We start from the raw sequence: 14,651 nt of genomic DNA, 5'->3' as shown, positions 1-14,651 counted from the left end.
GTTCGAAGCGGTTTCTGTCGTCTGATTCAGGTCAGCTGCACTGGCTGCCGATATCGTTGCAATTGCTAAAAGTAATATGAATGAAATAAGTATGGCATTTTTGTTCAACATATTTTAATTTATGTATTTCATTAATAATTAATATTTTGGTAATGATTTCTTCCCCAATCTGAGTTTTATTCAGATTTTTACCGGACGATAAAAATATGAACGTGATTGATTTTGGCGAATCTAGGATTTGATTTTTTCATATCCCATATTGCAGATCAGGATTATTAAAAACAGTGCAAATATTAAAACAGGAATTGTCCTGTAGTCCATAGCTTCGATTGCATTAATTATTTTTGAGTTAAATGGATTGGCATTGTTGGAGCCGGAATCAGGATTTAAAATGCTGCTTATCGCATTGCTGATGCTGTTTGCTGCGGCGGTAAAAATGTTGGAGTTTACCTCTTTTGATACGCTGGTTTTGGTGTTTTGACCGTCATTGCCGTTATCGTTAGGATTGGAATTTTTCCCTCCGTTTTCAGGTTCCTGAATTGGGTCCTGCTTTTTATCCGGGTCTTTTTCTTCGTTAGAATCAGGATTTTGAGGGTCAGGATTTACGACTTCCGGGTCTTCATAATCGGGTGTTGGCTGTTCATTAGGGTCAGGCATATCGTTCCAGTTTACCTCCTGTCTGTAGCCTCCCTGAGCCATACTTGCGTAATGTGAGTTGTGCTGTGCTTCGTTTTTCTGTGCGCTTGTATGGGTGGTGTTTGATGAAATCTTTGAGGTGACTTCAATGTCACATTTCAAAGCGTTGTTTGTCTCGTCGATATCATTGGAATCGGTTGTTCCGTTGACGAATATTGTGAATGTCCCTTATGTAGCTATTTTGGTCATTATGCTTAGGGTTGCATCAATTCCGCTATTCAAATCCCCGATGTTCCATATTCCACTTTTTGCATCATAGGTTCCGACGCTTGGGGCTGATGAAACGTATTCGAAATTCTCCGGGATGATTATGGTGATTTTGGTATTTTTTGCAGTGCCGCCGATGGCCTTTGCGCTGATGATTAATGGAACGTCAAAGCTCATCTGATTGATGCCGTAGGTATTCTTTTTGATATCGCCGAGTTCCATGTCGACAGTCAGGTCAACTTCGTCGCCTGAAGCTGTGGTGTTTATCAAATCACTGTAGCCAGCATCCAGACTGACAGGATGATTGTCAACACTGTCTAGAGATGGACATGTGCTGTGCGATGAATTGTTTCATTGTTCCTTTTAAGTTCAGTAAGTGCATCAGAAAATGTTGACAATGCAATTAATGCAGGTTCTGACAATGATATCATGAATGAAGTGGCAAGTGGAGTCGATTCAGGGTATAAATCCATTGCAACTGAGGATAATGTACAAATGGGATTAGATGATGATTCGAGTGATGATTCAATTATGGCTCAGGACAGTGAAGTAATTAAATATGGTGATTATGGAAACGATGAATCTTTGAAAAGTCAGGATGATGCTGATTCAAATCAAATTGGTAATTCTGTACATGATGAGCTGGGGGATTCAAATTTTGATGTGAAATTTCCAAAAACAGCTTATTTCTATACATCAGATCAGGATGAATACTCTGATTCGTTTAACATTGTAATTTATATTTCCAAAAATGCAAGCGGTATTCTTACAATATATAAAAATAATAAGCAGTGTGAAAAAATCAAATTGGATTCAAATGTTCCTCTTGATGAATATGATATTGTAACCTCTGAGGGGGATTTATATAAAATTAAATTCCCAATCATATCTAATGTTGGTAAAAATAATGTTGTCGTCAAGTTTAACGATGGTAAAAAGACAGTGGAAAAGTCAGCTGTAGTTAACGGCAAATTCTATGTAGATTGTAATAAATACATGGTATATGGTACTAAAACAATATATATTATGTCAACATGCATCTATCATGATTTTGACGCAAAGTTATCTGCCCAAATTGACGGTAAAAAATATACTGTTAAGAAAAATGGGGAGTTATATTATATTAAATTATCTTCCATCTTACCTATAGGAAAGCATACCATGAAAGTTACTTACCTGGGACCTAAATATCCTTCTCATTCAGTTCAGGGTCAATTTGATGTTTTGGGAGTAATTGATAATATTGCTTATGGAAATTCGTATGGTTTTAAATCATATGATGGTGATAAAATTTCCCTGGCACTGCCTAAAAACGCTAAAGGTAACTTGGTTGTGCAGTTTTATAACTCTGAAAATAAGGTTGTTAAAACATTTTCCAAAAAACTTGTAAATGGCAAAGCCAGCATATCTGTTGTCAACTCTAAAAGTTATGGCGAGTATAGTAAAGTTGTAGGAAAATACACAGGTAAGGATTATAAAGTTAAAACTGCTGTGGGGAAGTCTGTTTCGATTTACCCTCCTTTTAATATGCCGAATAAGATAGTTAAAGGTGAGAAAAAATATATTTCACTAAGCTTACCTTCCGGAAAAGAGGGTATATTGAAGATTGTTGTACGTGCGAAAGATGACAAGGGAACTTACTATAATTCTGAATGGTTAAAAATCTCTAAAAATCTTGTCAACGGAAAAGCAAATATTTCATTATCAAAATTCAAAGAAGGGGATGTTCATAAGGTTTCCTTTGTTGAAACAGTCAACGGTAAAAAGGTATATGAGTATTCATACAATGTTCGTGTAGATATCCTCAATCCGTTAAAGATAGTTTCATCAAAACTACACTATGGTAAAGCTAATGTAAAAATTAAGGCTTATAAAGCTGTTGGAAAACCATTAGTTAATAAAGTGATAACCGTTAAAGTCAACAACAAAATAGTTAAAAAGGTCAAAACAAATAAAAATGGTGTAGCTGTATTCAAAATGCCTAAGAAATATAAACCAAATACATATAAAATTACAGCACAATACAACAATGATTCTATTTCCAAAAAGATTAAAATCATTAAATAGGGCATATGCCCTATTTTTTTCTGTTTTTAGCACAACTTGTTATGAACTATTGTTTTTATAAATTATTTTTTTCAATAAAAGTTCCAGGAGATAATTCGCATCGGGGCTTTAATTAATTTCAACTTTTCTTAATATATAAATAAAATATCATTCATATATTAATCCATGAAATATGCTAAAATTATGTTTTTGTTTCTCCTGGCAATTCTGGCAATGTCCTGTGTTAGTGCAGCTGACAACTTGACGGATAATGCGCTTGAACAGGATTCCAATCCGATAATTCAGGAAAACACTCAGGAAGCTAGTGAAATCGCTAGCAAAATCAATGTGACTTTTGACGAGAAGGTATATAAGGAAAACCTAACGAACATTACTGTTGAGCTTCCGGAGTCCGCTAATGGAACTTTGGAAGTTAAAATCAATGATTATGCAATCTTCGATGATACAGTAAACACAACTTCCGTTGTGATTCCAATCAAGCTTCCCCAACCTAAGTTTCCGATGATTATAGCTAATGTGTGGCCTCCGTATGACGTGAACTATTATGAAGTGTCCGCATTCTACAACGGTGTCGAGATAAACGTTACCCATGACCTGCAGGTGATGCTTTATCCGAAAAATCATGCTCCAACTATCGGGGTTCCTGAAGAGGTGCTCCAATACGATGTAAGGCACTATTATTTCATGCCTGCAATTCAGTTTCCAAGGTCTGCAACAGGAAGCGTTGAAATATATGTTGACGGTAAACTTGTAAACAGAACCAATGTCTCATCATATTTCGTGCACTTCAACGAATCTCTGGTAACTTCTCTGGCTTTGGGCACTCACAACATACTTGTAAACTATTCGGGGGACGATTACTACTATCCTGCCGTTGTCAACAGGTCATTCAACGTGACAAATGCAGTAATAAGCATCCCTCAAAAAATCTTCCTGGACCATGACGACTGCATCAGCGTATATTCAAAGGAAAAAGGTAATGTAAGCGTATATATTGACTCAAAGCTTGTCGTCAAAAAGGCTCTGGACAAGAATGGAGAATTTTTGTATTCCCTTTTCAAAGCAATAACCTGCGGAGTGCATGAAATCAGGGTTCTGGTCGAGACAGATAAATTCACAAGACAAAAGGTCCAAACCGCAAACACTACCTATGAAATGGACATTTATTCAGACATATACTATATATACGGTGAGGATAATTCCATTGAGCTTTATATTCCCGAAGACATGGACGTGAAACTCTTCAGGGCAACAATCAACAATAAAACAGTTCCTGTTAAAAAATCAGGTCAGGATTTGATAATCGACATTTCCAAGTATAAACGTGGCAACTACTCTGTCAACGTTACATATCTTGGAGATAAGAAATACTATTCCTCATCAGTATCCGCCAATTTCACAGTTATCTATATGATAGACGTTCCGGTTTCTGTCGAATATGGAGACGGGTCTGAAATAAGTCTGGTTCTTCCAAGCAATGCAAAAGGAAACCTCAAGGTCTACATCAACGATAAGCTCTACAAGTCAGTCAAGCTGGTTAAGGGTAAGGCATCAATCGATTTCGACAATCTGAACCCTGGAGAATACACTGTCAGGTCATTCTATGACGGCAAGGATTATTATGTGGAAGATCTGATTGATTGTGTCTATATGGGTCCGTCCATGACCTATGAAAGCACTGTTCGCGTAGGGGATAAAAACATACTTTACTTTGAAGTGCCTGAAAAATGCAAAGGCAAAATTTCCGTGAAAATCGGCTCCAAAAAATATTCCGCAACAATCAAGGACGGATATGCAGAAATTGACCTGTCAAAACTTCCGGTCGGCGATTGGGATTTGGATGTAAAATATGCAGGTGCAGACGGATATAAGGATGTCTATTATGTCGGAGTATATGTGGAAAAGGCTCCAGTCAAAATCAGGGCAATCTCCACTAATGTAGCATATAATGATGAATATAAGGTGATAGTGATAGGTCAAAACGGAAAAGGCCTTAAAAACGCAAAGGTTACCTTCAAGATAAACGGCAAAAAGGTTAAAACCATCAAAACAAACTCCATTGGAATTGCAAAATTCAAGATTCCTGCAAAATACGGCCCTAAAAAATATACAATAACTGCCATCTACAAAAAGACCAAATTGTCTAAAAAGGTGAGCGTTAAACATTCCGTGACTTTAAAGACCTCCAAAGTTAAAAAATCATCAAAACTAATCCTTAAGGCTAAAGTAAACAAGGCTTTGAAATCCAAAAGGGTTACCTTCAAGTTCAACGGCAAGACTTATCATGCAAAGGCCAATTCAAAAGGCATTGCAAAAGTGACCCTTAAAAAATCCGCACTGGCCAATCTCAAGGTAGGAAGCAGGGTCAAGATTCAGGCAACCTGCCTCAAGGATACAATCAAAAAATCTTTAAAAGTTCAAAAATAATGATTGATTTCATTATTTTCTTTTTTTTAATTTTCAGTAAGTGCTTTATAGTATCTTTTAGATATCTATTAGTGTATTAAAATTGCTGTTGTAGATACTATGGATAAAAGGGCATTGACTTTTGGAATTTTTCTGATACTTGTTTTTACGTTGGGCTGCGTCAGTGCGGCTGAAAACACAACAACTGATAATGCAACTTCAATTGCTCAAAACTATCATGAGGATGTTGTTGAAGTGTCAATGGCATTTGACGTTGCGCCAAATCCAGACAGGCCAATAGAATACGGAAGCGACATACTCTTTGATGTAATGGTTCCGGAGGGCGCTTCAGGCTCAATAGATTACACAGTAAACTCCAAAAACTTCAATATCAATGTCGAAAATCTATACGACGATGCTGAAACTTTAGGCGAAGCGGGCATTCGTGTTCATGCCGATGAGCTGGTCTACGGGCTCAACACATTCACCTTTACCTACATCGGCGATGACTATCCGAAAACTACAGTAACCCAAAAACTCACAGTTGAAGGAAACATAAAACCGGACACTGTATATGTGGGATATGGAAACGACGCCCACGTCAGTTTGATGCTTCCGGGTGACGCTTCAGGTAATCTGAATGTATATGAAGTGATATTTTACGATTTACCAGAAGACATCTGGGGATATGGGGCAAGATTCAACCTGATTCAATCAGTTCCACTCATCAATGGATTTGCAAACGTTACGGTATCATCCCTAAATCCTGGACGTCACTATGTCTATGCAAACTACACGGGCAAGGATTATGCTGCAGAATTCAAATACAGCATCTCCAACATTACTCTCGCCGAAGCAATATACTCCAAATATGACTATGATGCCTATTTTGACGTTATTCCGAACATGAATCTGCCGTCAATCGCATACACTACCAATGAATACACTATCGATTTTAGATTGCCTGAAGACTATGAAGGGGTTCTCACAGTAACTGTCGGCAGTGAAAAAAGAACATTTCAGGTTAAAAACGGTGTCACATCATTCAAGCTATTCAACCTTGAGTCTGCAAGCCATTCCGAAGGGGAATTGGTGGACGATATTAAAGTTCAAATTCACTATCAGGATAAATGGTCAGCATATACTTATAACGAAACATATCTGATTTTGGTAAGCAAAGGGGGGCCGACTGCCGATTTTGAAATAACGGAATATGCCAAAAATATTTTGAAAGGAGAAACAAACACAATTTCTCTTGCATTTCCTGATTATGCCCATGGAAAGCTTACAATATTTCTGGATGGTGTAAAGATTGCAGAACAGACAATTGATGGTCCAACAGATGAATATCTGCTGAGCACCGAAAAGCTCTCATATGGGAAGCACACTGTGAAATTGATATACAATGACGACAACGGCCTTTTGAAAAGCAAATCCCTGGACTTTGAAGTCAGCTATATCGTTGTGGAATATCCGAGTGCAATAGAAATCGGAACATTCAGCTGGATGGAAGTGTCAAACACCATTGCCGTAAGGATGCCTGACGATGCAACAGGAAATGTAAAAATAATGATGAACGGCACAAAAATTGCCGAAGGAAACATTATCGATGGATCATTCAGTTTTGATGTAGAAGGCATCAGCCTGGGTGTTTATGAGTTTGAAGTAACTTATTTGGGAAACTATCCGGCATTTTCCACCAGATTCGCACTGAACTCAACATATGTATATGATGTCGACATTTCAGACATCGTCTACGGTCAGACCAACAGATTTGCATTGAGGCTGCCTTTGGGAGCAACCGGAAACGTCACATTAAAGATTGGGGAGAGAACATTTGTATCTGCCATAAGTGAAGACGGCGAAGCTATTTTTGATGTTGATGGATTCGTACCGGGCGCCTATGGTTGGTCAATAAGCTATGGTGGTGACGGAAAGTTTCCGGCATTCAAAAGCGACGGATCAATAAACGTCATCTATAAAATCACAACCAATATCGACGATTCCGATGAAGTTTTCCGTGATGGAAACATTACTTTCACTCTGGTTCTGCCTGCAGATGCAAAGGGCAATCTCATAATAAGCAGATATGATGAGATAAACAACCTCTTTGAGGTATTGAGAACACTTCCAGTCACCGGCGGCAGAGCTCAGGTGTCACTCTATGGGTTGAATTTGGGATTCAATGAATACAAGGCGGAGTATGACGGCAAAGACTTTGATGTGGATGTCTATGACGAGTTCATCTATGTTGTAAACAGGATAATCCTGCCTGAAAGTAAGGGAATCATTGTCGGTAATGATGCGGTATATGAAATTCAGCTGGCTGATGCCGTAAATTCCACAATAAGCGTTTATGTTGACGATAGGCTGGTAAAACAGGTTGATTTCATCAATGGAAGGGCTGAAGTTGTTTTGAAAAACATGGACATTGGCCTCTACAATGTCAGATTCGAATGCGGCAAAATATGGTCGTCAAATGTTTATCTGGCTGTAAATGAGGCATATTCATGGAAAATAACTCCGAAAATAAAATTGGGTGAAGGAAACGTATTTGAAGTAAACTTTCCAAAAAACACCAACGGAACATTGAATTTCGCTGCATATTATGTGGATGAGATATACTCAAGAAACATTTCAAAGACAATAAGCATGCCCTACACCAGGGGCTTTGCTGCAATTCCTTCAACAGAATTCCTGGTGGGTGAGTACAGGATAGTCAATTTCACAATCACTGATTCAGTATATGGGGTAATTGACTTTGCAGTGGCCGGCAATAACTCCGTAAGTTTTGTGATTGAAAACAAGGCGGACATCTATGCATTCATAAACGGTACTGTACTGACTGTCGAATTTCCAAATGATGCTGTCGGAGAGGTTACAGTCAAGATAGGTAAAAAAACATACATAAGAGATATCATAGACGGCAGGGCAACGGTTTCAAATGTGGATAATGACCTGAAAAGGGTAATCGTTTCATATATGGGAAGCCAATACTATTCACCATTCGATGACTATGTGCTGGGGGTCAGAAAAATCATTCCAGAAAACCCTGATCCTGTTGATGAAAAGACAGAAAACCATTCCGTTGAACCGGAAGTGAAAAAATACGATCCAAAAATCATCGCTTCAAACCTTGCCTCAACATATAATGGAGGGGTCTACTATAATGTTAAGGTTTACGGTACAGACGGAAATCCTGCAGGCGGAAAATCAGTAACATTCAAACTCAACGGCAAAAAACTCACAGCCGTAAAGACAGATTCCAAAGGGGTTGCAAAAGTGAAAATCACTTCAACTCCAGGTAGCTATAAAATAACTTCAACATCTCTGGGAGTGAGCGTCACCAAAAAACTCACCATAAGGCAGGTTTTAAAGCTAACTAAAGTCACCCCTAAAAAATCAGCCAAAAAACTGGTCCTGACAGCTTCACTGGTTAAGGTCAATGGAAAATACCTTAAGGGCAAAACAATAGTCTTCAGGTTCAGCGGCAAAAACTATAAGGTAAAGACAAACGGCAAAGGTATTGCAAAGCTCACAATTAAAAGTAATGTCCTCAAAAAGCTTAAAGCAGGCAAAAAAATTACCTATCAGGCCACTTATCTTAAATGTACTGTTAAAAGGTCTGCAAAAGTTATAAAATAATAATTCTTTTCATTATTTTCTTTTTTTATTAATTTTTTTCATTATTTTTCTTATTTTTTAAAAATTATTCATATCAATTCTTTTCATTTGAATTTAATCACTGAAATTCCTTAATTTCAAGAATAAAGTTAAAATTTATATGTAATATATTTCAGATATATTATTGTATTCAAATTGAATATAAATTAAATCAAGATGGGGATAAAATTGAAGTTAAATAAGATTATTGTATTATCCATATTTTTGCTTGCGGTTTTGACACTTGGTGCTGCAAGCGCAAGCGAGAACAGTACGGATAATTTAAAAATTGATGGAGCTGTTGATGTGTCCGCTTCAGTTGATGAGGATATTGTGGCTGATGATGGGCCAGGTCAACCGAAAGATGTTGAAATTACATTTCCGGATAGCATAAAGGCATGTGAAAGATTTAATGTTAACATAACCTTGCCGGAAGAGGCATCAGGTGAAGTGTATTATTACTTTGATGATAATGTGATTGATGAGGGTCAGGATTATGTTTATTCTGGATTTAACCATTTTTCATCTAAAATAAATGAATTTGGTACACACACCCTGAATGTCAAATTCATTTCAGATGATAAGGAAATCTGTAACGATAAGGAAGTATCAAAAACCTATGATGTAAATGATTACGGTATTGATATTTCCATTGATGAAGACGAATGGAAATATGGTGAATCAAATTCTATAACTGCAGACATTCCTTCACACACTGGCAAAGTTGTTATGGAGATAAACGGTGAAAAATTTAATATGGATTTGGAGGATGAGGATGCCTGGATTAATTATGGTCCGGCAACCACTACCAATGTGACTGTTAAGGTAACATACAAAGGTGACGGCAAAAACATCAAAGCCAAATCAGCTGAAAAAGTATTTGCTATTGTGCCAAATGCATACATTCCGGGTGAAGTCCTTTTTAACTCTTCAAGTGATGTTATAGTCAATTATGCTGACGGTGAACAAATCAAATTTGTTCTTAAGGATTATTATGATGGAAGTATCATATATGATGAAAAAACAGTAACTGTTAAGGATTCAAAGGCGATATATTCAATTCCGGATAATCTCGAATTTAATCAATTTTATGATGTATATGTCATTCATAATAATGTCACAGTTGCTAATGACTATTTTAAAGTCATTCCAAATATGGACCTTCCAAACAAGTTCTACAGCAAAAGAACCTATGATATTCCTGTTGTTTTCCCAGAGGAATATAAAAACAAAAATGTAAGTGTGTCTATTGGGGATGCACAACTTTTTAAAGGCAAAACAGACAATACCGGAAAATGCAATGTTCAGTTGTCCAACTTAACTTTGAGTGAAGGGGAAGACCTGTATATTAAAGTTTATGATGATGATGGCAATACCATCTATTCTTATAATCGTTGGATTCAAGTTTCAGATGTGGATCCTTCCTGCGTAAATCTTGCTGTAAATGTTCCTGCTGACGTTCTAAAAGGAGCTGAAATTCCATTGGAGTTTTCATTGCCTGATGATATTGGTGGGAAAATGATTGTCTATGTCGACGGCAGTGAAATTTCCAGAGATAATGTATATGATACGCTGGAAATTTATGTTGAAACCGATAAATTGGCTTTGGGCGCCCATACCCTAACCTTGAACTATACTGGTGACGGATACTTTGAACCTAAGGTCATGTCATATGATTTTAATGTTTCAAAATATGTCGTGGACATTCCGGATACTATGTACTACAATAACGGTGACTGCATACTTGTAAAACTCCCGCAAGGTGCCACCGGAACATTAATCATTTATGCAGACGGCAAAAAGGTTAAAGAATATGATGTTGCTGATATGTATGAAGATTTAGATGAGTATGGCCTGTTAGTTTACTGTCATGTAGACTCATTGAATTTGCCTTTGGGATCCCATAATATTCGCGTTTACTACAAAGGAAACAAAGCTCCGATTGATGTAACCAAAAAAATCACTCTTGACTATAAAATGCAAATATATGCTGGTGAATTGATTTATGGCCGAGAGAATTATGTTGAATTTAAGCTTCCTGATGACAGTAAAGGTTCAGTTAACGTAACTATTGACGGAAAGCCAGCCAAATACAAGGTTACTGAAGACGGATATTATGAAGTAAACGTCACAGAATATCTCGGTGATCATGTCCTCACTGTTGAATATTCCGGTGATTCCAAATACAATCATCCGTTAAAGGTAAATGAAACATTCAGTGTGGCTTCAAATATTGATTATGAATCATATGTTACATATAATTCTCAAGGTAATGATGTTTCGCTAGTTTTACCCGATGATGCCAAAGGCAATCTTGTTGTCGAAGTCGATGGAGAAGTCTATGCCAAAAAAGCATTTGAAAACGGCAGGGCTGCAATATCATTCGACACCTTGAATATGGGTTACTATAATGTCCGTGTGTATTATGATGGAGATGACTATTATGTGGAGAACAGGACTTTTGACCTTTCCGTAAACTTCAATATTCTTGTTTCATCACAGGAGATTCTTTTCAATGAAAGTGTGGATGTTTATTTAAAACTTCCTTCATATATCAACGGTACATTGACAGTATCATGCAACGGCAAAGAGTCCAGCGTAAGGATGGTTGATGGATATGCTAAAGTCAGTCTTTTAGGATTAAATTTAGGGGAGAATGAATATTCTGCTAATTTTGTTGAAGATGGAGAAGCACCTATGGAGGTTTCAACTGAAGGTACAATATGGGTTAGGCCTATTGTCATTGTATCTGACAATTTTGTTGTATTTGGCAAAAACATCGTTTCTGTTTTAGTTCCTTCAGGATTTAAAGGCAAAGTCAGTTGTTATGGTGACGATTATGAAAGGGTGGCAAAGATTACATCACAAAAAACCGATGTTTCAATGCCTCTTGTAACTGCAGGCATATATGGAATCGATGTCAGTGTCTATGATGAAGACGGTATCTGTGTTTTCCAGGAGGGTTATCAGGCTAATGTTTCAAAAGCAGCTGCCCCTAAACTCTTTGCAACTTCCGCAACCGTTTACAACGGATTCAACTACAATGCAAAGGTTTTAGGTATTGACGGCAAACCTCTTAAAGGTGCTAAAGTAACATTCAAGGTTGGCAAAAACAAGGCTGTTGCTAAAAAAACCAATGCTAATGGTATCGCTTCATTGCCTATGAACTACAAGCCTGCCAAATATACTGTTGTTGTCAAATATGCAAAACAAACCTTGAAAACTAAAGTGACAGTTAAAAAGGTCCTTGCTTTGAAAAATGTAGCCGTCAAGAAATCCGCTAGAAACCTTGTCCTGACTGCAACCCTTAAGAAAGGAAAATCTCCTATCAAAGGCAAAGTTGTTGCATTTAAGTTCAGCGGCAAAACCTACAAGGCAAAAACCAATGCCAAAGGTATTGCAAAGGCTACCATAAAATCAGCTGTCCTTAAAAAGCTTAAGGTTGGCAAAAAGGTTACTTATCAGGCAACATACCTGAAAGAAGTTGTTAAAAAATCAGTAACAGTTAAAAAATAATTTAATTCATTCTAAAGAGTTAGGGATTCGATCCTTAATTCTTTTTCTATTTTTTTTGGAGTCTGTAAAATTTTATAGGCCTATTTTATTTTTAGACGTTTTTCAGTCCAATTTTTCATTTGGTAGTCTAAAATGTTAGAATTCCATTTTTAGTCTTATATGATTTCTTTATTATTTCTGGATTAGTTTGCCTATAGTAATTTTCGACTTTATTTGACGTTTTCTCAATATTTTCATCATCTAAGTGTTGTACGTATCTGTGGAAGTGATTGATGATGTGTTTTCTTATGAAATCTTTTAATACAACTGGTATTGCTCTGTAATTTTGTAAATATGGTTTAAAATGTTCAATTGCTTCTTTTGTTGAGTTTTGTCTGAAACAATCTTTTAATTCTTGTGCATTTTCATAAATATGGTCTCTTTCTTTTCCATTAATCTTATTTCTTATGCAGTAGACTTTTGATTTGTGATGTATTGTTTGGAACAAATGAAATGTACATAATTGATGATTAAATCCTATTTCATCAGCCACATTACGATACATTGGGAATAAATCAGTTGTTAAACAAATAAATGGTTTATTTTTAGTTGAATCTAATATAAATTTCTTGACTTTAACTAAAAAATTTTTTGTCTAAAACTATATTTTGTTGATTTTTCCTGATTTTTTGATGTTTGTCTAAATGGTGTAGAGATTTTCCTAAGTTATTTAAGATATGATTTAAAATAGTTGAAGTAAGAATATGTTTTAAATTTTTTCTAGAGAAAATATTCACTTCAACCAGTTCTTAATTTCTTAGACAATATAGCACAGGCTGTAGATACGATTAAAATTAATATTGAAAATATGGCACATGTCAAATCGGTAAATAGAATATCTTTAAATATATAAGCTAAACCTATTATTGTTAAAGGTATGAAAAATGATTGTCCAATATAAATTCTATTGATGTTGCTGCTTAATGTTGAAAATACCTTATTGATTCTATCCGGCAAATATTTAGCCAAATAATAGCAAAGCCCCATAACTCCATGAATATAGATTATACACAATATTGCGTCCAATGTTGTCATGTAATAATACAGTACCCCTCTGCCGGAAAATAATTCTTTTCCCAATAATGTTGGAGATAGTCCGAAATATATTATAACCAATATAATAAAAATTGGCCAGTATTTAAAGAATTGTGCTTTGTTTTTAACTCTGATGAAATATTGTCCCCATATTAATCCTGAAATTGGAAAAATAAACCAGTTAAATAATGGAAATGCTGTATATTCTGTATTGGTTCCAATGAAATAACCAATGAATATATTTAAAACTGGTGTGCCGAAATCAACACATCTCAAGAGGCTACCAATTAAAGACATTGCCAATGCTATGATAATCAGCCATTTGTTTGAAAGTTCAAATTTCTTAAGAATGCCTATTAAAACGAAAGACAAACCTGCAAATATTAAAACCCCACAAAAAAAGAATATTAATCCGCCATGGGTATGGTAAAGATCCCACCTGCCCAATAGTGAACCGCTTGTAAAGTAAGGTAAAACATATTCAAATAAATTCACTAAAATGCCTGTAAGATATAAAATGCATCCTCTTTTAATCATGGTGTCCCATTGGCTATGCCTTGAATAGACAATACCTACTCCCATACAAAACATGAAAATTGGAGCCGGACAAGGTCCTCCTAAAACATCTGCAAAAAGAGTATTATATATAAAACTAATTGAATGATTAAAATCCCCAACCAATATCAGGAAATTAATAAAAACCATAAAAATAATTGAAAGGCCTTTTGCTATATCAAGTTCCATTTGCCTACCTGTGTTCACCTTTTCATCTGAAAACAAATCCTTAATACTCATAATTTTATGTTTATATTTAATAATATTTAACTGTGTGATAGGTAGTGAAAAAATTATTGTTTGATATAATTATGAATAATTATTATTGGATGTTGGATGTAAAATGATAAGTATCTAAACATTTTTTATATATTTTGTATGAGTTTATCTAATTAGTGCAAGAATACCATGACTTCTGTAAGTCATGGATGAATTGCAACAATGAGAGCATTACTTTTCAAATGCTC

Annotated in this window: 7 protein-coding genes and 1 pseudogene; 4 read left to right on the top strand and 4 right to left on the bottom strand. The window is 35.9% G+C overall.

The features are described from left to right. Positions 1-231: 231 nt before the first annotated feature. Entirely contained in the window at positions 232-798 is a 567-nt protein-coding gene (locus UIB65_RS00635; RefSeq protein ID WP_330039227.1) for a hypothetical protein, read from the bottom strand. A 66-nt stretch (positions 799-864) separates the two neighbouring features. Continuing rightward, positions 865-1,173, bottom strand: coding sequence for a hypothetical protein (locus UIB65_RS00630; RefSeq protein ID WP_330039226.1), 309 nt, complete (start codon positions 1,171-1,173; stop codon positions 865-867). 84 nt (positions 1,174-1,257) lie between these two features. On the opposite strand from UIB65_RS00630, the gene UIB65_RS00625 reads away from it, so the two are divergent. The 4 genes from UIB65_RS00625 (at position 1,258) to UIB65_RS00610 (ending at position 12,555) form a co-directional block, all read left to right on the top strand. Further along, positions 1,258-2,970, top strand: a complete 1,713-nt coding sequence (locus tag UIB65_RS00625) for a hypothetical protein (protein ID WP_330039225.1) — start codon at positions 1,258-1,260, stop codon at positions 2,968-2,970. Between the two features lie 183 nt (positions 2,971-3,153). Beyond that, on the top strand, positions 3,154-5,397 hold the full coding sequence (locus tag UIB65_RS00620; protein WP_330039224.1) for an Ig-like domain-containing protein: 2,244 nt from the start codon (positions 3,154-3,156) through the stop codon (positions 5,395-5,397). 99 nt (positions 5,398-5,496) lie between these two features. After that, on the top strand, positions 5,497-9,021 hold the full coding sequence (locus UIB65_RS00615; protein WP_330039223.1) for an Ig-like domain-containing protein: 3,525 nt from the start codon (positions 5,497-5,499) through the stop codon (positions 9,019-9,021). Between the two features lie 207 nt (positions 9,022-9,228). Then, on the top strand, positions 9,229-12,555 hold the full coding sequence (locus tag UIB65_RS00610; RefSeq protein ID WP_330039222.1) for a hypothetical protein: 3,327 nt from the start codon (positions 9,229-9,231) through the stop codon (positions 12,553-12,555). 80 nt (positions 12,556-12,635) lie between these two features. Here the strand turns inward: UIB65_RS00610 and UIB65_RS00605 are convergent. Continuing rightward, a pseudogene (locus UIB65_RS00605) lies at positions 12,636-13,165 on the bottom strand (transposase); the annotation flags it as partial. A gap of 167 nt (positions 13,166-13,332) precedes the next feature. Continuing rightward, positions 13,333-14,424, bottom strand: coding sequence for a heparan-alpha-glucosaminide N-acetyltransferase domain-containing protein (locus UIB65_RS00600; RefSeq protein ID WP_330039221.1), 1,092 nt, complete (start codon positions 14,422-14,424; stop codon positions 13,333-13,335). Positions 14,425-14,651 lie beyond the last annotated feature (227 nt).

Source organism: Methanobrevibacter sp. (assembly GCF_036307625.1).
GTDB lineage: Archaea > Methanobacteriota > Methanobacteria > Methanobacteriales > Methanobacteriaceae > Methanocatella.
This window is presented reverse-complemented; position numbering and strand designations above follow the sequence as displayed.